Here is a 21,009-nt window from a genome sequence, read left to right as displayed (position 1 = left end):
GGGACCAGCAGGACCGGGCCCGGATATGCAGGAGGGGCGGATGCCGCGGCATCCGCCCCTCCTGCTTGTCCGCGCGGCGCTAGATGCGCGTGCCGCGGCCCGCGATCGCGTCCGCCGCCAGCCCCTGTCCGAGGATCGAGTGGCGTCGCGAGTACGCGAAGTAGATCACCATGCCGATCGCCAGCCAGATGCCGAAGCGCAGCCAGGTCTCGGTGCTGAGGTTCAGCATCAGCCAGAAGCAGGCGAGCGCCGAGATCCAGGGAAGCCAGGGCGACAGCGGCACCGTGAACGGACGCTCGAGGTCGGGGCGGCTCTTGCGCAGGATCGGCACGCCGATGCTCACGAGCACGAACGCCGACAGGGTGCCGATGTTGATCATGTCGCCGAGCACCTGCACGTCGGTGAAGCCGGCGATGAGTGCGATCACGACGCCGACGATCAGCTGGATGCGGATCGGGGTGCCGCGCTTGGCGTCGGTCACGCTGAGCGAGCGGGGCAGCAGGCCGTCACGGCTCATCGCGAAGATCACGCGGGCGAGTCCCATGAGCAGCACCATCACGACCGTCGTGAGGCCGACGAGGCTGCCGATCGCGATCACCTGGGCGGCCCACGTCGCGCCGACCAGCTCGAAGGCGCTCGACAGTGAGGGCTCCTCGAGTTTCGCGAGTTCGGTGTACGACACCATCCCGGTGATCACGATGGCGACGAGCACGTACAGCACCGTCACGATGACGAGGCCGAGGATGATGCCGCGCGGCACGGTGCGCTTCGGGTCCTTCGTCTCCTCGGCGCTGGTGGCGACCACGTCGAATCCGATGAAGGCGAAGAACACCAGGGCGGCGCCGCTGAGGATGCCGAAGACGCCGTACATCGTCGGCTCCGAGCCGGTCATGAACGAGAAGAGCGACTGCGTCCACGCGCTCTCGGAGGCGGCGCCGGACTCGGCCGGCGGAACGAAGGGGGTGTAGTTGGCGCCGTTGATGAAGAAGAAGCCGACGACGATGACGAACAGCACGATCGCGACCTTGATCACCGTGAACACGCTGTTGACGCGGCTCGACAGCTGGGTGCCGAGGGCGAGCAGCACGGTGAAGATCGCGACGATGACCACGGGCCCCCAGTCGAACGAGAGCGGTCCGAGCTGCAGGGTCATGGGGATCTCGAGGTTGAACAGCGACACCGCGTCGCCCAGATACACGCCCCAGTACTTCGCGATCACGGCCGAGGCCATGAGCATCTCGAGGATCAGGTCCCAGCCGATGATCCAGGCGAGGAACTCGCCCAGCGTCGAGTAGGTGAACGTGTATGCCGAACCCGCGACCGGGATCGACGATGCGAACTCGGCGTAGCAGAGGATCGCCAGGCCGCAGACGGCCGCCGCGATGATGAACGAGATGATCACGGCGGGGCCGGAATGGCGGGCGGACGCCTCGGCGCCGACCGAGAAGATGCCCGCGCCGACCGCCACGGCGACGCCCATCACGGCCAGGTCCCAGACACCGAGCGAGCGTTTCAGCGAGCGCTTCTCGTCGTGTGTCTCGGCCATCGACTGTTCGACCGATTTGATCCTTCGCTGAATCGCCATGCGCTCGATTCTAGGTCGGCGTCGGCCACGCACGAAGGGCGCCACCCGAATGTCGGGTGGCGCCCTTCAGAAGGCTGAGGTGATCAGGCGCTGAGGATGACCGTCTCGGCGATCGGGCGGCGCACGCGGGGTGCCGTCTCACCCTGCTGCAGACCCTCGGGAAGGCCCGCTGCGTCGCCGAGCTCGCCGACCGCGATCACGGTGATCGGGGCGAACCGGGGTGCCAGATCGGCGAACTCGCGGACGACCTCGGGGTCGAATCCGCTCATCTGGTGCACGAGGAGACCCTCGTGGTGGGCCTGCACGGAGAAGTGCGCCACGGCCTGGCCGAGGTCGTAGACCGCATGGCTGATGGCCTTGCCCTCGTCGGACTCGGTCTCGGCGATGGCGACGATGAGGGCCGACGCCTTCGAGGCCCAGAGCTGGTTGAACTCGACGAGCGAGCCGACGACCTGGTCGAACAGGGCGGTGCCGCGGCGGGCGACGATGAAGCGCCACGGCTGCAGGTTGTACGCCGACGGTGACCAGCGTGCAGCCTCGAGGGCGGCGTCGAGCTTGGCGTCGTCGATGGTGTTCTCCGCGTCGTAGGCGCGGGGGCTCCACCGTCCGGCGAGGACGTCGAGGACGGGGTGATCGGTGGGGGCGGTGCGGTCGACGACAGGGGTGCTCATGGAAGTGCCTTTCGAGAAGGAGAGGGATCGGACTCCTTCGTCCGGGCTACATCGAGTGTAAACAGGTGCATGCGAGCGCATATTCCCAAGATTCCGGAATGTATCCACATGACGGCGATGCGCTCCTTCACGACTGAGTAGGGTTCTCGCATGCGAGCATCCCGGGTGTGTCATCGAGTGACGTCTGCGACAGGCGCGATGGGCGAGATGCTGCCGGGGCTCTCGCGGGAGTACGCGAGCGCGGTGCTCGATGCGCTCGACGATCGCTGTCGGGGTGACGCCGACCAGCATCTGCTCGAGTGTCTGAAGGTCCTCGTGCTGACCGACCGGCTCGGCGTGCCGGTCGAGACCTCGCGGGAGCTCGGGACGGTGCGAGCAGCGCTCGCCGCGCGCCCGGTGGAGTACGCGGGTCTGCGCGAGGCGATCAGCGGATGCGAGGGCGGATGCGGTTGCGGATGCGAGGGCGGTTGCGGATTCGGGTGCGGATGCGAGCACCGGGGTGCGCCTGTCGCCGCCGGGTCGGCATCCATCCGATGCGTGGCGGCCTACGTCCAGGCGTTCGGACCGTTCACCCCGCGCACGGTGCTGCTCTGGCCGGATGCGCAGGCGGTGAAGGCCGAGCTGGGGGTCGGTGTCTCAGGGCTGAACGATGCCGCGGCCGGGTGGTGCGAAGGCCGAACCCTCTCGCCGCTCTCGCCGCTCTCGCCGTGGCGGCGGCTGGGGGCGGTGTCGCGCGTCTCGGAGCTCGCGGCGTCGCCGATGACGACGACGACGCCGACGCCGACGCCGTGAGCGCGGTGTCAGTCGGGGAGGATGCGCGTCGCGGCCCCCGCGAGTGCGCGACGCACGGCCCGGATCGAGGGTGCTGCCGCCGAGACCCGCCTGGCCGACGAGAAGATCTCGCGGCGGGGAGCGGCGGGCAGTGCGGTGATGTCGACCGAGGGGGTGTCGCCCGCCCAGACGAGCTCGGGCAGCAGGCCGACGGCGAGCCCCGCATGGATCAGGCGCACGTGCGCGGTGAGGTCGGCGATCTCGAAGCGCACGTCGGGTTCGAAGCCCGCCGTGCGGCAGAGCTGCTCGGCCCACGCGCGTGATGCGGTGCCCGCGGGCTCGAGCACCCACGGCAGCTCGCGGGTCTCCCAGAGTGCGGACGCCGGGTCGGGATCGGGGCTGGAGTCCGGGCTCCGCGCGAGGGTGATCGCGTCGTGGGCGAGTACCACGCGGTCGAGGTCTCCGTGGATCGGCCGCGTGTGACCGGGGTACTGCTCGGCGAGGATCAGGTCGAAGTCGCGGCTCGAGACGCCCACGAGTCCCGTCTCGGGATCGCACTCGGTCACCTCGACCCGCAGGGCCGGATGCTCGTGACGCAGGGCGTCGAGTGTCTGGGGGAGCAGCGAGTGCGCGGCCGACTGGAACACCGCGACGTGCACGGTGCCGGTGACTTCGGTGAGCGATTCGGCCACCGCCACCTGGGCGTGCTCGAGCTGATCGAGGATGCCGATCGCCTCGGCGACGAGCACGGTTCCCTGCGGGGTCAACTGCACGCCCCGGCCCACGCGGCGAAGGAGCGGCACGCCCACCTCGCGCTCGAGCGCGCTGAGCTGCTGCGACACCGATGCCTTGCTGTACGAGAGGGCATCGGCGACCGCCGACAGCGTGCCCCGTCGCGAGAGCTCCACGAGCAGTCTGAGCCGATTGACGTCCAGCATCCGGTGCGGCTCCGTCTCGCTCGAAGGTTAAGTGAAACCGAACAGAAAACGTGCAGATCGGTTGATAGACGTAGCCTACCCGCGCGCCTCAGAATGATCGAGCCGCACACGAATCCCGGGTGTGCGCTCCCCCGAAAAAAGGCCACACCGATGACCGTCGCCGCCGACACCACTCCGCGTACCGAAGACGTCGCCGCCCTCGTGCAGCGCTGGCTCGCCGAGAGCGAGACGCACCCCGTCGAACCCGCAGCCCAGCGCCTCGCCGAGGTGTTGAAGGACCCGAACGGCCTGGCGTTCACCGTCGGATTCGTCGACGGCGTGATGAGGCCCGAAGACCTCGGAGTCGCCGGCCGCAAGCTCGCCGAGATCTCCGACCTCACCCCCTCGCTCCTCCCCGGCTACCTGCGGGCGGCGATCAGGGCCGGCGGCTTCTGGGCGCCCAAGCTCCCCGGCGTCGTGGTGCCGATCTCGCGCCGCGTGCTCCGCGCCATGGTCGGGCACCTCGTGCTCGATGCGACCCCCTCGAAGCTCGGCCCGGCGATCGCCAAGCTGCGTAAGAGCGGCAACCGCCTGAACCTGAACCTCCTCGGCGAAGCCGTGCTCGGCGAGCGCGAGGCCGGCCACCGCCTGCAGGGCACCTACGACTTCCTCGCCCGCAAGGACGTGGACTACGTCTCGATCAAGGTCTCGAGCGTCGTCAGCCAGCTGTCGATGTGGTCGTTCGACGAGGCCGTCGCCGACGTCGTCGAGAAGCTGACCCCGCTCTACCGCCTCGCCGCCTCGTCGGAGGCCACCGGCACGACGAAGTTCATCAACCTCGACATGGAGGAATACCGCGACCTCGACCTGACGATCGCGGCGTTCACCAGCATCCTCGACCAGCCCGGTCTCGAGGACCTCGAGGCAGGGATCGTGCTGCAGGCCTACCTGCCCGACGCGCTCGGCGCCATGCAGCAGCTGCAGGAGTGGGCCGCAGCGCGTCGCGCGAAGGGCGGAGCGCCCATCAAGGTGCGCGTCGTCAAGGGTGCGAACCTCGCGATGGAAGAGGTCGACTCGAAGATCCACGACTGGCCTCTCGCCACCTACGGCACCAAGCAGGACTCGGACACGAACTACAAGCGCGTGCTCGACTGGTCGATGACCCCCGAGCGCCTGGATGCCGTGCGCATCGGCGTCGCAGGGCACAACCTGTTCGACATCGCGTACACGTGGCTGCTCGCGAAGGAGCGGAACGTCACGGACGCCGTCGAGTACGAGATGCTCCTCGGCATGGCCACCGGTCAGGCCGAGGCGGTCCGCAAGGACGTCGGCCAGCTGCTGCTCTACACGCCGGTCGTCAACCCCGCCGAGTTCGACGTCGCCATCGCGTACCTCGTGCGTCGCCTCGAGGAGAACGCGAGCCCCGAGAACTTCATGTCCGCCGTGTTCGAGCTCGCCTCGAACCCGACGCTGCTGACCCGCGAGCGGGAGCGCTTCGAACGGTCGCTGGCCGCCCTCGAGGCCGACCGCAGCGTGCCCGCCTCGAATCGCGTGCAGGACCGGGCGGCCGAGGCCGAGACCGCACCGGATGCCGGCACCACCGGATTCCACAACCAGCCGGACAGCGATCCGGCGATCGCAGCGAACCGCGCGTGGGGTCGCGAGATCCTCGCCCGCTCGACCGCGTCGACGCTCGGCCTCGACTCGATCGCCCTCGCCCGGGTCGAGACGGCCGACGAGCTCGACGGCGTCTTCGCCGCCGCATCCGCAGCTGCCGAGGCGTGGGCCGCGCGTCCGGCCGCCGAGCGCGCCGCGGTGCTCCACCGGGCGGGCGACGAGCTCGCCGCGCGTCGCGCACAGCTGATCGAGATCATGGCGCGCGAAGCAGGCAAGACCATCGCCGAAGCCGACCCCGAGGTCTCGGAGGCGATCGACTTCGCGCACTACTACGCCGAGCGCGCTCTCGACCTCGAGCACATCGTCGGCGCGGAGTTCGTGCCCTCGAAGGTGACCGTGGTCACGCCGCCGTGGAACTTCCCCGTCGCGATCCCCGCCGGCGGTGTGCTCGCGGGCCTCGCCTCGGGCTCCGGTGTCATCATCAAGCCGGCGAAGCTGACGCAGCGCTGCGGCGCCGTGATGGTCGAGGCGCTGTGGGCCGCGGGTGTGCCGCGCGACCTGCTCGCGCTCGTCGACCTCGCGAACCGCGACCTCGGCACGCGTCTGGTCGCCAGCCCCGAGGTGGATCGGGTGATCCTCACCGGCGCCTACGAGACCGCGCAGCTGTTCCGCTCATTCCGGTCCGACCTGCCCCTGCTCGCCGAGACGAGTGGCAAGAACGCGATCATCGTGACGCCTTCGGCCGACCTCGACCTCGCGGCCGCCGACGTCGCACGCAGCGCCTTCGGACACGCGGGGCAGAAGTGCTCGGCGGCATCCCTCGCGATCCTGGTCGGCTCGGTCGCCGACTCGAAGCGGTTCGAGCGTCAGCTCGTCGACGCCGTCACCTCGATGCGCGTCGGGCTGCCCGACGACCCCGCGACGCAGATGGGGCCGATCATCGAGCCCGCGAACGGCAAGCTGCTCACCGCCCTGACGACGCTCGACAAGGGCGAGCGCTGGCTCGTCGAACCGAAGAAGCTCGACGCCGAGGGCCGGCAGTGGACTCCCGGTGTGAAGATCGGGGTCGCGCCCGGCTCGACCACGCACCTCACCGAGTTCTTCGGCCCGGTGCTCGGCATCATGCACGCGAAGGACCTCGACGAGGCCATCCGCCTGCAGAACGCCGTCGACTACGGCCTCACCGCCGGCATCCACTCGCTCGATTCCGCCGAGGTCGCGACCTGGCTCGACCGTGTCGAGGCCGGCAACCTGTACGTGAACCGCGGCATCACCGGTGCCATCGTGCAGCGCCAGCCGTTCGGCGGGTGGAAGCGCTCCGCCGTGGGTGCCGGCGCCAAGGCCGGCGGACCGAACTACCTGTTCGGGCTCGGCGACTGGGCTTCCGCAGAGCTGCCGGCCGCCGCGACGGGCGCCGCCATCAGCTCGCCCGTCGAAGCGCTGCTGGCAGCGGCGGGCTCCGACCTCGACGCCGTCGAGATCGAATGGCTGCACCGTGCGGCTGCGGCGGACGAGCGTGCATGGGTCGAGGAGTTCGGTGCCGTGAGCGACCGGTCGGGCCTCGGCGTCGAGCGCAACGTGTTCCGCTACCGTCCGGTCGAGACCGATGTGCGCATCGCCGAGAACGCCCCGCTCGTCGAGGGCATCCGCGTGATCGCCGCCGCTCTGCGCAGCGGCAGCCCCTTCACGGTGTCGGCTCCGGCGCTGCCCTCGCGGGTCGAGAAGGCGCTGCGCGCGCACGGTGTGACGGTGTCGCACGCGAAGGACGCGGCCTGGGTCAAGGGCTACGCGAAGGCGTCGGCGAAGGCCGCGCACAGCTGGAAGCGCCTTCGTCTCGTCGGCGGCGACGCCTCGGCCCTGTTCGAGGCTCTCGGCGGCACGCCGGATGTCGCGGTGTGGTCGCACACGGTCACGGGTGCCGGCCGGGTCGAGATGCTGCCGTTCCTGCACGAGCAGGCCGTGTCGATCACGAACCACCGATTCGGAAACCCGACGACCCTGTCCGACGGCCTGATCTGACCCCGGTCTGTGACCATCTGAACGACGAAGGCCCCACCCTGCAGATGTCTGCGGGGTGGGGCCTTCGTCGATGGAGCGGTATCCGAGCGACTTCAGCCTCGCAGCGCCTCGCCGAGCTTCACCCGCGTGCCCATGCGCAGCAGCGAGTTCTCGTAGATCTTCGCGCCGACCACGATCGCGGCGACGCAGCTCACGAGCAGGATCACCAGGCTCAGCAGCGGCTCCCACCACTGCGCCTCGCCCACGAACAGGCGCATCGGCATGCCCACCGGCGCGGAGAACGGCACGTACGACATGATCGTCAGCACCAGCGGGTTGTCGTTGAACACGATCACGAGCACGTACGGCGCCATGATGAGCATCGTGATCGGGGTCGTGGTCGATCCGATGTCCTCCTGACGTGACACCATCGATGCGGCCGCCGCGAACATCGCCGCGAGCAGGATGAACCCGAACAGGAAGAACACGGCGAACCAGATGATCGGCGCCCCGAGCGTCGACAGCACCTCGCGTTGGCCCGTCGCTATCAGACCGATCGTCGCCACCGCCGCGAGCGCGAGGATCTGCCCCATCGCGAGGATCGTGTTGCCGATGACCTTGCCGGCCAGCAGCGTGCGGGCCGAGATGCTCGACAGCAGGATCTCGACGACGCGGGTCTGCTTCTCTTCGACCACGCTCTGGGCGATCGTGCCGCCGAACGTCGCGGCAGCGCCCATGAACACGATGCCGAAGGCGATCGCGATGAAGTAGCGCAGCAGGGGGTTCGTGGTCGCGGGTTCGAGGATCTCGATCGTCGGGGCCTGCGAGAGCGCCGAGACGAGCCCGCTGGGTGCGTCCTTGAGGGCGACGACGGTGACGCCGGTCGGTCCGTCGCCGGGCAGCACCGCGGCGTCGACCTTCTCGTCGCGCAGCAGCTGTTCGGCCTCTGCCTGATCAGTCACCTCGGTGACCTCGATGTCGGGCAGCGCCGACACGATCGACGCCGTCTCCGACGTCACGGCCACGGGCATGGTGCTCGTGTTCTTGCTCGCGAAGCCGCCGATCACGATTCCCGCGAGGGCGATGAGCAGCAGCACGCCGGTGGAGATCAGGAAGGCCTTGCTGCGCAGCTTCGAGCCGATCTCGCGCTCGGCGACGAGCCAGATCATCGACGCCTGCACGCCGGATCCGGCGCTCTTGGGGGTGCTCACTGGATGACCTCCTTGAAGATCTGGGCGAGGGACGGATGCTTCGGTGCGAAGCTCGCGACATCGCCGCGCTCCACGGCGGCGCGCAGCACGCGCTGGGCGGTCTCGGGACCGTCGGCGTCGAACAGGGCGTATCCGCCCTCGAAGTCGACCACGGTCACGCCCGGTTCGGCGCGGAGCCAGCCGGCATCCCCGGCGGAGACGAGCTCGTACCGGTCGCCGGCGTGCTGGGCGCGGAGCCCATCGCGCGAGCCGGAGGCGCGGATCGTGCCCCCCGCGAGGATCACGAGGTCGTCGCACAGCCGCTCGACGACGTCGAGCTGGTGGGAGGAGAACAGGATCGACGCGCCCTTCGCGGCCGAGGCCTGCAGCACCGATGCGACGACATCGACCGCGAGCGGGTCGAGGCCCGAGAACGGCTCGTCGAGGATCAGCACCTCGGGGTCGTGCACCAGGGCGGCGGCGATCTGCGCGCGCTGCTGGTTGCCGAGCGACAGCGACTCGATCGTGTCGCCCAGGCGCTCCTCGAGCCCGAGTTCGGTGAGCAGCGCGGTGGCCCGTGTGGTGGCGTCCGGCTTGCTGAATCCGTGCAGGCGCGCGAGGTAGACGATCTGGTCGAGGACCTTCATCTTGGGGTAGAGCCCGCGCTCTTCGGGCATGTAGCCGAAGTGACGTCGATCCGCGCTCGTGAGCGCGGTGCCGCCCAGTGTGACCGATCCGCCGTCGGCTGCGAGGAGCCCGAGGACGATGCGCATGGTCGTGGTCTTGCCTGCGCCGTTGCCGCCGACGAACCCGGTGAGGCGCCCGGGGGCCACCTCGAACGAGACGTCGTCGAGCACGCGCCGCGAGCCGTAGCTCTTGGTGATGCCGCTCAGTACGAGCTTTCCTGTGGTCATGCCCTCACGCTACGGAGGGTGGGGCGGCTGCGGCATCCCCCCTGTGGCGGAGATCCGCGACGGACGCGCCTCCGCCGCGCATCCCCCCGGAGGCGGAGGAGCCGTCAGCCCAGGAAGAGGAAGGCGAAGATGCCCAGCGCGAAGGGCGCGGTCGTCACGATGAACACGACGCCGAGCACGATGCCCACGATCAGCCAGGGGCTGCGTCGCCGGAGTCGTCGACCCGGGGGAGCCACACCGGGCGGAGGGGTGAGCAGGCCTGCGGGGGCGGCGAACGGCAGTCCCGGCGCGGCGGAGGAGGGGACGGCAGGCATGCCGGGGGTGCCGGGCGCTCCGCCGGGGAGTGCCCCACCGGGGCTCGTCGGATGCTGCGCGGCGAGTCGCAGCCTGTCGTCGCGCCACCGCGCCCACTGGTCGAGCTTGGAGAGAAGCGCGCCGACCGCCCCGAACAGCCACGCCCACGTCGCGGGGTCGAGCGTCGACACCTCGCGCCGAGCGTAGAGGAAGAGCCAGTCGTCGACGATCTCGACATCGAGCTGCGCGGCATGGTCGATGAACCGCGCCATGACGTCGGGCGTGAACAGGTACAGGGCATCGGCCTCGTATCCGGCCGGGCAGTACAGCGAGAAGTACCGGTCGAAGTCGCCCTCGAGCGAGAGTCGCTGATCGCGGCTGAACGCGAGGGCGAGGGTGCTGCCGAGCGTGTTGTTGCCGAGCGCGTCGAGCACGATGTTCGGCAGCGGCACGTCGAGCTTCACGGCCACATAGCCCCACCGGTGGGTCTGCGTCTGCTTGCCGTTGCTCGTCGTGTACTGGTAGTTGCCGAACTCCACGAACCGGGGCTCGACGCCGCGCAGCACATCGGTCGACATGCGGCTCGATCCGATCGAGAAGATCATGCCCGGCAGGGGCGGGGCGTCGATGCGGTCGATGTAGGTCATCGCGTTGGCCCCGGCGAAGCGCGAGAGACGCAGACGGGCGAGGGTGCGGGTGCGGTTCGCCCGCCGCACCAGCACGATCCCGCCGACGAGGAGACCCGCGGTGAGCAGCACGGCGAGCACCAGGCCGACCGCGACGCCGGTGCCCCTGCCGATCGCGTATCCGAGTCCCATCAGCATGATGCCGATCACGGGCACGATGCAGAGCAGCCCGACGATCGCGAACACCCAGCCGACGATCTGCGCCCCCGAAGTCGGGTTCGCCGCACGATGGGCCCGCGCGAAGGCGTCGACCTCGGCGGGATGCACCGGCTCGACGAGCGGACGGGCGTCGAAGAAACCGGGGGCGCTCGCGGGCGAGGGGGAGGCGGCGGACGAAGGGATCACGCGTCCACGCTAACCGCCGAAGGGGGCGGAGCCGAAGAGGCGCTCAGCCCCACCGCAGCGGATGCCGGGTCAGCGCCGCCCCGCGTGCAGCACCGTGCGCACGAGCAGCCCCGCCACGAGCGCCCAGAACGCGGCGCTCACTCCGAGCAGCGAGACGCCGGATGCCGCCACCAGGAATGTCACGACCGCGGGGATCCGCTCGCCCGGGTCGTCGATGGCCTGCTGCACCGACGACCCGAACGCGGCGAACAGCGCGAGGCCTGCGACGGCGGGGATCACGGCGTCGGGCGCGAGCAGCACGAGAGCCGCGAACGCCGCCGAGAAGCCGCCGAGCACGAGGTACGAGACCCCTGTCGAGACGCCGGCGACCCAGCGGCGCGCCGGATCGGGGTCGGCGTCGGGAGATGCCGCGAGCGCAGCGCTGATCGCGGCGAGATTGATCGCGTGGCCGCCGGCGGTCGCGCCCGCGGCGGTGCCGATCCCCGTGACGAGCATCGCGGGACGCCACGGCACCTCGTAGCCGAAACTGCGCATGATGGCGATTCCCGGCACGTTCTGCGAGGCCATGGTGACGATGAAGAGCGGCAGCGCGATGCCGACGAGCGCGCCGACGGTGAACGTCGGGGCGGTGAACTCGGCCCGGGGGAGCAGCAGACCGGCATCCACCGGCGCTCCCGCCTGCAGCAGGGAGACCGCGACGACGATCGCGGCGGCGACGAACGCCAGCGGCACGGCCCAGCGCGGCGCGAGACGGGCGAAGACCAGCCAGGTGAGCACGACGGGGACGACGCCCCAGGGGTTCGTCACGAGACCGGTGATGGGCGCGAGGCACAGCGGCAGCAGCACGCCGGCGAGCATGGCCTGCGCGATGGAGGGAGGGATGCGCGCGATCAGCGCGCCGAGAGCCGGCCAGATCGCGGTGAGCAGGATCAGCGCCGCGGTGACGAGGAACGCTCCGATGGCCGCCGACCAGCCCCCGTCGACGACGCCGGTCGCGGCGAGCAGCGCGGCGCCGGGCGTGGACCAGGCGGATGTGATCGGCATCCGATACCGCCATGCCAGCACGATGCACGCCAGGCCCATCGTGAGGCTGACCGCGAGCAGACCGCTGGCCGCCTGCGCCGAGGACGCCCCGACGGCGGTGAGGCCCGTGAGCACGACCGCGAATGAGCTGGTGAATCCCACGAGCGCCGTGACGATGCCCGCCACGATCGGGCGGGACAGCGGAGCGGCGGGCACGGGAGTGGAGGACGCGGGAGCGGACACCCTCCGAGGGTATCCATGACCCGGGTCAGGCGAGTCCCATGCGGTGCGCGAGCACGACGGCCTGCACCCGGTCGCGGGCGCCGAGCTTCTGCAGGATGCGTGAGACATGCGTCTTCACGGTCGCCTCGCCGATGAACAGCGCACTCGCGATCTCCGCGTTGCTCCGGGCATCCGCGAGCAGCGCGAGCACCTCGGCCTCGCGCTCGGTCAGCGGTTCGGCCAGCGTGACCACCGGTGCGGACGCGGATGCGGATGCGGGGACCCGCGACGGCTCGGCGTCGGATGCCGGAGCGGATGCCGTCGCGAACCGTGCGAGCACCCGACGGGTCACCTCGGGCGCGAGCATCCCGTCGCCCGCTGCGAGAGCCCGGACGGCCGCGAGGAGGTCTTCGGGACCGGCGTTCTTGAGCAGGAATCCGCTGGCTCCGGCATCCAGCGCCTGGTACAGGTAGTCGTCGCGGTCGAACGTCGTGATGATCGCGATCGCCGCGGAGATCTCGGGGTCGGCGACGATGCGTCTGGTCGCCTCGATGCCGTCCATGTCGGGCATCTGCACATCCATCGTGATCACGTCGGGATGCAGCGCCGCGGCCTGTGCGACGGCCTCGGCCCCCGTGGCGGCCTCGCCCACGACCGTGATGTCGGGCTGGGTGTCGAGGATCGTGCGGAAGCCCGCGCGGAGCATCGCGTGGTCGTCCACCAGCAGGACGCGGATCGGCGTGGAGGTGTCGGTCATCGCGTGGCGCTGCTCTCGGTCATCAGGGAGTCGTGGGTCGTCCGCGGCGTCGACCCGTCGAGCGGCACCCTCGCGCGCACGCGCAGACCGCCCGTGGGTCGGGGTGTGACCTCGAGCGTGCCTCCGGATGCCGCGGCCCGCTCGCGCATGCCGAGCTGGCCGAGCCCGGGACGGAGGGCCGCGATCGTGCGACCGGTGTTCACGATCTCCACCTCGACGCCGTGCTCGTCGTACCGCACCCGCACATCCGCAGTCGCTCCGGCGCCTGCGTGGCGGCGTGCGTTGGTGAGCGACTCCTGGGCGATGCGGTAGAGGTTGACGGCGACGAGCGAGGGCACCGGCAGCGGGTCGCCGATCACGGCGTAGTCGGTGGGCAGACCCGCTTCGGTCGAGGCCGCCGCGAGGTCGGCGATGTCATCGAGGCTCACGGTCGACGAGGCGTCGGTCGTCTCACCGCCGGGGGACCGCAGGGTCTCGAGCAGCTGCCGCAGCTCATGGATCGCGTCGCGCGCCGAGCCCTCGATGCCGGTCAGGATGCTCGTCGTCTTCGCCGGGTCCTGATCGATCACGAGCCGCGCCGCACCCGCCTGCACGCCCATCACCGACACGTGATGGGCGACGACGTCGTGCAGCTCGCGGGCGATGCGCACGCGGTCGAGAGCCACCGCCTGTGCCGCGGTGACCTCACGCTGCTGCTCGAGCTCGGCGGTGCGCTGCTCGAGCACCGCGCGCTCCTGCGCCGCGTTCCACGAGCGCTCGCCGAAGTAGTAGGCGCCGGCGAAGTAGAGCACGTTCAGCAGCAGCTGGATCAGCATGAACGCCAGGTAGGGCGAGAGGAGGCCTGCGGCGACCTCGGCCTTCTCGGCCTCATCGATCGCCGTGTGGTACATCGTGATCAGCAGCCAGATGAACATGCCCACGATGATCGCGACGCGCACGATCATCGCGGCCCGACGGTTGTTCATCCAGGCGCCCACGGTGTACAGCGACACGAACATCGCGATGTTGCCGACGTAGATCTCCGGCACCTGGAACGTGATGGCGAGGAAGTACGCCGCGCAGACGGCGATCGCGACCGCGGCGGGCCAGCGGCGCCGCCATCCGAGGGGCGCGGTGACCGCGAGTGCGTAGACGAGCGCTGTCCACTCCGGGGCCCTCGTGTCGCCGTAGATCTCGGCGACGGTCGAGAGCGCGGCGCTGAGGATCGCGCCCACGAACATGACCGCGGCCAGCACCAGATCGCCGCGCTGCTCGCGGGCGGTGGGTGTGCGGAGGAAAGGCGCGGCGGGCATCCCTCCACCGTAGGGGCGCGGGGGTCGCCGCGGCATCCCCCGCACGACGGATCGTGCGGGCGTCAGACCGCGAGCGTCGAGCTTCGTGCGCCGTGGTTCGTGCTGCGTCCGCCGCGGTGGGCGGCGATCTCTGTGTTGGGCGGAGATCTCGCGGTCGAGCATCCGCCCATCGGTGAGTTCACCGCCGGCGCCGGAGTGCTCATGCCGATGCGCACGCGCCCGACGTCCGACACCCTCGAAGGGCCTTGACGGGGCGGCGAACTTTGGCGAGCATGCTTGCGACAGCATCGACAGAGGAGTCACCGTGACCAAGGTCTTCGTCAATCTGCCCACCGCCGATCTCGAGCGCTCGAAGGCGTTCTACACGGCGCTCGGCTGCGACATCAATCCGCTGTTCACCGACGAGAACGCGGCGTGCGTCGTGTGGAGCGAGGACGTCTTCTTCATGGTGCTCACCCGCGAGTACTTCGCCACGTTCACCGACAAGTCGGTCGTCGACCCGAAGACTGCCGCGCAGGTGCTCGTCGCGATCAGCCGCGACTCGCGCGACGAGGTGGATGCCGTGCTCGACGCGGGTCTCGCCGCGGGCGGAACCGAGCCGAAGGACCCGCAGGACTACGGCTTCATGTACTCCCGCGATCTGGAGGACCCCGACGGCAACGTGCTCGAGTTCATGTACATGGACCCGGCGGCCGCCGAGCAGGGTCCCGACGCCTTCCTCGCCGAGCAGGGCGACCCGGCCTGACCGGGGAATCCGATGACCGGTCGTATCCTGATCGACCTCTTCACCACCCTCGACGGCGTCGCCCAGGGGCCTGGCGGCACCGACGAGGACACCTCCGGGGGCTTCCGCTTCAGCGGCTGGCAGGCCGGGTACCCGTCATCGGGCGTAGGCCCCGAGGTCATGAAGGGGATGCAGAACCTCGACGCGCTGCTGCTCGGCCGCCGCACGTACGACATCTTCGCCGGATACTGGCCCCATCACGCCGACGGTCCGTCGGGTGAGATCGGGCGTCTCTTCAACCGGGTGCCGAAGTACGTCGCGACGCGGGATGCGACTCCCGCCCTCGACTGGGAGGGCAGCGTGCGGGTCGGCGCCGATCTCGAGTTCGAGATCGCCGATCTGCGCATGAGGCACGACGAGGTGCACGTCATCGGCAGCATCGACCTGGTGCACTCGCTGCTCGCCGAGGGGCTCTTCGACCAACTCAACCTGTGGATCTATCCGATCCTTCTCGGCGCGGGCAAGAAGGTGTTCGACGACGGGGCGCTGCCCTCGGTTCTCACGCTGCTCGAGCCGCCGGTGGCGGATGACGGGGGAGTGATGCTGGTGCGCTACGGCCGCACGGACCGGGTGCCGGCCGTGGGCACGTTCGAGGACTAGTCGGTTCGGAGGCCGCCGAGCATCCGTTCGATGACCCGCGCGACGCCGTCGTCGTCGTTCGAGGCGGCGGTCTCGTCTGCGGCATCCTGCACGACGTCATCCGCGCCGGCCATCGCGACGCCGTGCCCTGCCCAGCGCAGCATCTCGACGTCATTGAGCGCGTCGCCGAAGGCGATCACCTCACGGCGATCGATACCCAGATGGGCGCACAGACGCGCCAGGCCCGAGGCCTTGGTGACGCCCTCGGCCATGACCTCGACGAACGGGGCGCCCGAGAGGGTCGCCTCGAATCCGGTCAGGTCGAGGTCGCGGAGCACGTCGAAGAGCGCCGCCGGTGCGAGCTCGGGATGCCGGATCACGAACTTCAGGCTCGGAGCCGCGACCACCTCGTCGAGTGCCACGCCGCCCATGGTCTTCGGGTCGCGCTTATGGTCGGACAGGTCGGCGATCTCGGCATATCCGTGCTGGGCGACGAAGGTCTCGCCCCCCTCGCGCACACTCGCGAACAGCAGGTCCGGGATGCTCGCGCGCAGCGCCTCGGCCAGCGAGCGGATCGTCTCTGCCGGAAGCTCCTCCGCGAACAGCATCCGCCCCTCGGTGAGATGCGTCGCGTAGGCGCCGTTGCTGCACAGCGCCCACCCGTCGAAGCCTGCACCGGCGGCGATCGCCCGCAGGCCGATCGGCTGGCGGGCGGTGACGGGCACGACGTGGATGCCGCGAGCCCGCGCCGCGTCGAGAGCCGCCCGCGTGCGCGTGCTGACCTCGGATGCCGAGGTGAGCAGAGTGCCGTCGAGGTCGGTCGCGATCAGACGGAAGGGCACGGTGCTCAGGAGAAGATCATCGGCAGGTCGTCGTCGTCTTCAGCGCCGCCGCCGAGATCGAACTCCACGACGACCGGCACGTGATCGCTGGGCTGCTCGCCCTTGCGCTCATCGCGGTGGATGGATGCACCGGTGACCGCGTCGGCCAGCGTGCGGGAGCCGAGGACGAAGTCGATGCGCACCCCCTCGTTGCGCGGGAACTTCAGCCGCTGGTAGTCCCAGTAGGTGAAGCCCTCGGGGATCAGCGGGCGCACGACGTCGGTGACGCCGGCGTCGGCGAACGCGAAGAACGCCTCACGCTCCTGCGGGGAGACGTGCGTGGAGACGCCCTCGACGATGTCGGGGTCTCCGTTGTCCCTGTCGAACGGGATGATGTTGAAGTCGCCGACCAGAGCGAGCGGCAGGTCGGGGTTCGCTGCGAGCTCGGCAGCCGTGGACGTCTTCAGCGCCTCGAGCCAGTGGAGCTTGTAGGTGTAGTGCGGGTCGTCGAGCGAGCGGCCGTTCGGCACATACAGGCTCCACACGCGCACGCCGTCGACCACCACGCCCAGGGCACGCGCCTCGAGCGGAGCATCCGGACCCTCATGGCCCTTGGCGAAGCCTGGCATGCCGTCGAACGCGGTGCGCACGTCGGTGATCGGCAGGCGGCTCGCGATCGCGACGCCGTTCCACTGATTCAGGCCGTGCACCTCGACGTGGTATCCGGCCTCTTCGAAAGGCCCGTACGGGAACTGCTCGGGCTTGCACTTGATCTCCTGCATCGCCAGCACGTCGATGTCCTCTCGGACGGCGAACTCGACGGTGCGGGTGACGCGGGTGCGGATGGAGTTGACGTTCCAGGTGGCCAAGCGCATGCGTCAAGCCTAGGGCTTGCCTCCTACACTGGATGCCGTGACCGCACTCGACGCAGACCGCCAGACCCTCCTCGACCTGATCAAGGACGAGGCGGTGTTCCACGGAGACTTCACCCTTTCGAGCGGCAAGAAGGCGACGTACTACGTCGACATGCGCAAGCTCACCCTCGACCACCGCGCCGCCCCCGCGATCGGCCGCATCATGCTCGACCTGATCGGCGACCTCGACGTCGTCGCAGTCGGAGGCCTGACGCTCGGCGCCGACCCGATCGCCAACTCGGTGCTGCACGCCTCGGTCGCCGCCGACAAGCCGCTCGACGCCTTCGTCGTCCGCAAGGAGCCGAAGGACCACGGCCGCGGTCGTCAGATCGAGGGGGCCGACGTCAAGGGCAAGCGCGTCGTCGTGCTCGAAGACACCTCGACCACCGGCCAGTCCGCACTCAAGGCCGTCGAGGCCCTGCGCAAGGAGGGCGCCGAGATCGTCGCCGTCGCCGTGATCGTCGACCGCAAGACCGGGGCTCAGGCCGCGATCGAAGCCGAGGGTCTCGAGTGGCGCGCCGCCTTCGACCTCGACGACCTCGGACTCGACCCCCAGTGACCCGCTACGCGCTGGCCGTCGACGTCGGCGGCACCAAGATGGAGGCCGCGCTCGTCGACGAGCACGGTGTGCTCGTGCGGGGAAGCCGCAGCCGCAGGGCGACGGGCCGGGATGCCACACCCGCGTCACTCGACGACGCGATCGCGACACTGATCTCCCATGCGCTGTCGCGTCTTCCCGACGATGCCGAGCTCGTCGGGGCAGGCATCGGCAGTGCCGGCCCGATCGATCGCAACGTCGGTCAGATACTCCCCGTGAACATGCCCGCAGCCCGCGGGTACGGTCTCGCGGATGCGGTGCGCACCACGGCCTCCGGGCTCCTCGGTCGTGCGCTGCCCACCGTCTTCGGACACGACGGCGGGGCGCTCGCGCTCGCCGAGTCCTGGTTCGGTGCGACCAAGAAGGCCCGTTCCTCTCTCTCTATCGTCGTCTCGACGGGTGTCGGGGGAGGATTCGTCGTCAACGGTGCGTACATCCCCGGCGCCACCGGAAACGCCGGACACCTCGGGCAGGTACGCCGCGAGGGCGGTCTCACGCTCGAGGAGATCGCCTCAGGACCCGCGAGTGCCGCCTGGGCGCAGCAGCAGGGCTGGAGCGGGGCGACGGGTGAGGACCTCGCCCGGGACGCCGCTGCCGGTGACTCGGTCGCCCGTGCGGCCATCGAGCGGTCGGCGAAGGCTGTCGGCGAGGCTCTGGCCGATGCGGCGACGCTCGTCGACCTCGACATGGTGGCGATCGGTGGCGGGTTCTCTCGGGTCTCGGCCGACTACATCGACCTCGTGCAGCAGGCCCTCACTGCGAGCGCCGCGCACGAGTACTCGCGTCGCACCCGCGTCGTGCGCTCGGGCCTCGGCGACGAGGGGCCGCTCATCGGCGCTGCGGCGCTCGTCCTGCGCTGACGCCGGCGCGGTCCGCGTGGGACCGGTGGACGCCCCACGAGATGCCGGCGATCATGCAGGCACTCACGATCACGATGATGCCGACCGCGCCGATGACGATGGCGACGATCTCTGCTGACACGCACATGCGCTCACTCTGTCGACGACGAGCGAGGCCCGCAGAATGCTGCGCGGACATCAGTTTCAGTTCGCCTCCCTAACAAAAGCGCTCTACGCTCGTACCAGGCGACGGAAGGATCACGCATGCGCGTACTCGGACTGCTCTCGGGCACCTCACACGACGGCATCGACGTCACGGTCGTGGACTTCGACGAGACCGACGGCGAGCTGCGCGGCACCGTGCTGCACGAAGACAGCGTCCCGTACGACCCCGCACTGCGCGCGCGACTGATCGCCGCGCTGCCCCCTGCGCCGACGACGCTCGCCGAGGTCTGCGAGCTGGACACTCTGATCGGCCAGGCCTTCGCCGATGTCGCGGCCTCCGCATCCGACGCCGTCGGGGGCGTGGACGCCGTGAGCTCCCACGGTCAGACCGTGTTCCACTGGGTCGATGCGGGCCATGCGCTCGGCACGCTGCAGATCGGGCAGCCCGCGTGGATCGCCGAGCGCGTGGGTGCACCGGTCGTCTCCGACGTGCGCATCCGCGACATCACCGCGGGTGGCCACGGTGCTCCGCTCGTATCGTTCCTCGACGAACTGCTTCTGCGCGGTCGTGCGGGAATCTCCGCCGCGGTGAACCTCGGCGGCATCGCCAACATGACCGTCGTCGGCCCCGAGGGGCTCTCGGCGTACGACATCGGACCGGCGAACGCGCTCGTCGATGCGGTCGTGGTCGCCGAAGGGCTGAACGAGCGCGGGTACGACGTGGATGCCGCGGTCGCCCGCTCCGGCCGCGTCGACGAGGAGCTCCTCGCGGCTCTGCTGGCCGACCCGTACTACGCGCTGGCCGCTCCGAAGAGCACCGGCAAAGAGCGTTTCCACCTCGACTACGTGCGCGCGCATGTCGACCGGGTGCGGCCCGGCATCGCGCCGGCTGATCTCGTGCGCACCCTGACCGAGCTCACGGTGCGCACGGTCGCGCAGGACGTCCGGGTCGCCGGCATCCGCTTCCTCGCGGTGTCAGGCGGCGGATGCCACAACCCCCTGATCATGCAGGGGCTGCGCGAGGCGCTCCCCGACGTCGAGGTCGTTCTGGCCGACGAGCTCGGGGCGCCGGTCGACAGCAAGGAGGCGATCCTGTTCGCCCTGATCGGCTGGTGCACGATGCACGGCGTCGCGGCCGTGACGCCCGGCGGTACCGGGGCGCGTGAGCCGCGCATACTCGGCACGATCACGCCGGGAGCGGGTCCGCTGCGGATGCCGGAGCCGGTCGCACGCGTCCGCAGTCTGACCCTGGGCTGAGGTCGGCGGGGGATGCCCCCGGAGGTCGGCGGCGCTCAGCGCTTGCGGTCGTCGTCGTCCCAGGGGCCTTCCCACCAGCCCGCGCGACCGCCGCCCTCTCCTCCGCCGCGACGGCGCGAGCGCACGAACTGCACGATGAACACCGTCAGCGTGCTGAGCAGGATCAGGATCACCACCAGGAACAGCAGGTCCGACTGGTTCATGGGCGCTTCCCCTCCGCGGCATCCGCCACGATCTTGGCGATCCGCGCCGCACGCGTCTCCGCGCGCTTCGCCGTCGCGATGTGTGTCAGGCCGAACTTCCTGACCGACTTCGGGAACGCGTCCCAGTGTGCGCGCGCGGCGGGAACCGCATCGAGTGCCGCGGTCAGTTCGGGCGGTTCGATGCCCGCCTCCGGGCCGTCGAGCATGGTCCACGACCCGTCGGCCTTGGCGGCCTCCAGCACACGGATGCCGGCCGGCGCGAGCAGGCCGGCAGCCTCGAGGTCGACGAGGCGCGCCTTGTTGGTCGCCGCCCAGCCGCTGCCGCGCCGTCGTGGCGAGAACCACTGGCCCACGGTCCGATCGTCGAACGTGCGCACCGGGCCGTCGATCCAGCCGAAGCACAGTGCGTGTCGCACGGCATCGTCGTAGCCGACGCCGCCGGAGTCCTTGCCGCGCACGCTCAGCAGCCAGACTCCGGCAGTGCGCTCGTGGTGCTCCTCGAGCCAGGCGCGCCAGGTCGCCGCATCCGCTGCGACGACCCGCTCGCCCTCGTCGAGTGCGCCCACG

General features: G+C 70.2%; 21 protein-coding genes. 7 read left to right on the top strand and 14 right to left on the bottom strand.

The window, feature by feature from the left end; all coding sequences use genetic code 11:
- Window positions 1-79: 79 nt before the first annotated feature.
- Both HWD99_RS09440 and HWD99_RS09435 read right to left on the bottom strand, forming a co-directional pair.
- The gene (locus HWD99_RS09440) at window positions 80-1,585 is read right to left on the bottom strand and encodes an amino acid permease (protein WP_241795991.1); all 1,506 of its coding nucleotides are present in this window, start codon (window positions 1,583-1,585) and stop codon (window positions 80-82) included.
- Window positions 1,586-1,668: 83 nt separating this feature from the next.
- Window positions 1,669-2,256, bottom strand: a complete 588-nt coding sequence (locus HWD99_RS09435) for a nitroreductase family protein (protein ID WP_241795990.1) — start codon at window positions 2,254-2,256, stop codon at window positions 1,669-1,671.
- Between the two features lie 150 nt (window positions 2,257-2,406).
- On the opposite strand from HWD99_RS09435, the gene HWD99_RS09430 reads away from it, so the two are divergent.
- The gene (locus tag HWD99_RS09430; protein WP_241795989.1) at window positions 2,407-3,048 is read left to right on the top strand and encodes a hypothetical protein; all 642 of its coding nucleotides are present in this window, start codon (window positions 2,407-2,409) and stop codon (window positions 3,046-3,048) included.
- An 8-nt stretch (window positions 3,049-3,056) separates the two neighbouring features.
- On the opposite strand, the gene HWD99_RS09425 is transcribed toward HWD99_RS09430, so the two are convergent.
- Window positions 3,057-3,965 (bottom strand): LysR family transcriptional regulator, encoded by a 909-nt coding sequence (locus tag HWD99_RS09425; RefSeq protein WP_241795988.1) that lies wholly within the window; start codon window positions 3,963-3,965, stop codon window positions 3,057-3,059.
- A 150-nt stretch (window positions 3,966-4,115) separates the two neighbouring features.
- Here HWD99_RS09425 and HWD99_RS09420 point away from each other — a divergent pair, with 150 nt between their 5' ends.
- A complete protein-coding gene (locus tag HWD99_RS09420; RefSeq protein WP_241795987.1) occupies window positions 4,116-7,580 on the top strand; it encodes a bifunctional proline dehydrogenase/L-glutamate gamma-semialdehyde dehydrogenase in 3,465 nt (1,154 codons plus the stop codon).
- A 92-nt stretch (window positions 7,581-7,672) separates the two neighbouring features.
- Here the strand turns inward: HWD99_RS09420 and HWD99_RS09415 are convergent, their stop codons facing one another.
- The 6 genes from HWD99_RS09415 to HWD99_RS09390 form a co-directional block, all read right to left on the bottom strand.
- A complete protein-coding gene (locus HWD99_RS09415; protein WP_241796151.1) occupies window positions 7,673-8,728 on the bottom strand; it encodes an ABC transporter permease in 1,056 nt (351 codons plus the stop codon).
- A 38-nt stretch (window positions 8,729-8,766) separates the two neighbouring features.
- A complete protein-coding gene (locus HWD99_RS09410) occupies window positions 8,767-9,663 on the bottom strand; it encodes an ABC transporter ATP-binding protein (protein WP_241795986.1) in 897 nt (298 codons plus the stop codon).
- A 104-nt stretch (window positions 9,664-9,767) separates the two neighbouring features.
- Window positions 9,768-10,988 (bottom strand): hypothetical protein, encoded by a 1,221-nt coding sequence (locus tag HWD99_RS09405; protein WP_241795985.1) that lies wholly within the window; start codon window positions 10,986-10,988, stop codon window positions 9,768-9,770.
- A 69-nt stretch (window positions 10,989-11,057) separates the two neighbouring features.
- A complete protein-coding gene (locus tag HWD99_RS09400; RefSeq protein WP_241795984.1) occupies window positions 11,058-12,254 on the bottom strand; it encodes a benzoate/H(+) symporter BenE family transporter in 1,197 nt (398 codons plus the stop codon).
- 25 nt (window positions 12,255-12,279) lie between these two features.
- On the bottom strand, window positions 12,280-12,990 hold the full coding sequence (locus HWD99_RS09395) for a response regulator transcription factor (protein ID WP_241795983.1): 711 nt from the start codon (window positions 12,988-12,990) through the stop codon (window positions 12,280-12,282).
- Entirely contained in the window at window positions 12,987-14,282 is a 1,296-nt protein-coding gene (locus HWD99_RS09390) for a sensor histidine kinase (protein WP_241795982.1), read from the bottom strand. Before HWD99_RS09390 ends, HWD99_RS09395 begins: the two co-directional genes overlap by 4 nt.
- Window positions 14,283-14,586: 304 nt before the next feature.
- Between HWD99_RS09390 and HWD99_RS09385 the strand changes: the two genes are divergently transcribed.
- The gene (locus HWD99_RS09385; protein ID WP_241795981.1) at window positions 14,587-15,027 is read left to right on the top strand and encodes a VOC family protein; all 441 of its coding nucleotides are present in this window, start codon (window positions 14,587-14,589) and stop codon (window positions 15,025-15,027) included.
- A 12-nt stretch (window positions 15,028-15,039) separates the two neighbouring features.
- Window positions 15,040-15,666 (top strand): dihydrofolate reductase family protein, encoded by a 627-nt coding sequence (locus tag HWD99_RS09380; RefSeq protein ID WP_241795980.1) that lies wholly within the window; start codon window positions 15,040-15,042, stop codon window positions 15,664-15,666.
- Here the strand turns inward: HWD99_RS09380 and HWD99_RS09375 are convergent.
- Together HWD99_RS09375 and HWD99_RS09370 are read right to left on the bottom strand one after the other, a co-directional pair.
- Window positions 15,663-16,487, bottom strand: a complete 825-nt coding sequence (locus HWD99_RS09375) for a Cof-type HAD-IIB family hydrolase (protein WP_241795979.1) — start codon at window positions 16,485-16,487, stop codon at window positions 15,663-15,665. The genes HWD99_RS09380 and HWD99_RS09375 overlap by 4 nt on opposite strands.
- A gap of 5 nt (window positions 16,488-16,492) precedes the next feature.
- Window positions 16,493-17,341, bottom strand: a complete 849-nt coding sequence (locus HWD99_RS09370; RefSeq protein ID WP_241795978.1) for an exodeoxyribonuclease III — start codon at window positions 17,339-17,341, stop codon at window positions 16,493-16,495.
- A 37-nt stretch (window positions 17,342-17,378) separates the two neighbouring features.
- Here HWD99_RS09370 and pyrE point away from each other — a divergent pair, with 37 nt between their 5' ends.
- Both pyrE and HWD99_RS09360 read left to right on the top strand, forming a co-directional pair.
- On the top strand, window positions 17,379-17,939 hold the full coding sequence (gene pyrE / locus HWD99_RS09365; RefSeq protein ID WP_042541265.1) for an orotate phosphoribosyltransferase: 561 nt from the start codon (window positions 17,379-17,381) through the stop codon (window positions 17,937-17,939).
- Entirely contained in the window at window positions 17,936-18,838 is a 903-nt protein-coding gene (locus HWD99_RS09360) for an ROK family protein (protein ID WP_241795977.1), read from the top strand. The genes pyrE and HWD99_RS09360 overlap by 4 nt, the downstream gene beginning before the upstream one ends.
- Here HWD99_RS09360 and HWD99_RS09355 read toward each other — a convergent pair.
- A complete protein-coding gene (locus HWD99_RS09355; RefSeq protein ID WP_241795976.1) occupies window positions 18,807-18,965 on the bottom strand; it encodes a hypothetical protein in 159 nt (52 codons plus the stop codon). The genes HWD99_RS09360 and HWD99_RS09355 overlap by 32 nt on opposite strands.
- A gap of 116 nt (window positions 18,966-19,081) precedes the next feature.
- Between HWD99_RS09355 and HWD99_RS09350 the strand changes: the two genes are divergently transcribed.
- The gene (locus HWD99_RS09350) at window positions 19,082-20,239 is read left to right on the top strand and encodes an anhydro-N-acetylmuramic acid kinase (protein ID WP_241795974.1); all 1,158 of its coding nucleotides are present in this window, start codon (window positions 19,082-19,084) and stop codon (window positions 20,237-20,239) included.
- Between the two features lie 35 nt (window positions 20,240-20,274).
- Here HWD99_RS09350 and HWD99_RS09345 read toward each other — a convergent pair whose 3' ends face one another.
- Together HWD99_RS09345 and HWD99_RS18670 are read right to left on the bottom strand one after the other, a co-directional pair.
- Window positions 20,275-20,442, bottom strand: a complete 168-nt coding sequence (locus HWD99_RS09345) for a hypothetical protein (RefSeq protein ID WP_241795973.1) — start codon at window positions 20,440-20,442, stop codon at window positions 20,275-20,277.
- On the bottom strand, window positions 20,439-21,008 hold the full coding sequence (locus HWD99_RS18670; protein ID WP_241795972.1) for a YdeI family protein: 570 nt from the start codon (window positions 21,006-21,008) through the stop codon (window positions 20,439-20,441). The genes HWD99_RS09345 and HWD99_RS18670 overlap by 4 nt, the downstream gene beginning before the upstream one ends.
- Window position 21,009: the final 1 nt, after the last annotated feature.

It is taken from the genome of Microbacterium sp. C5A9 (assembly GCF_022627955.1).
GTDB lineage: Bacteria > Actinomycetota > Actinomycetes > Actinomycetales > Microbacteriaceae > Microbacterium.
The sequence above is the reverse complement of the archived record's forward strand: the minus strand, read 5'-3'. Positions and strand labels throughout refer to the sequence as shown.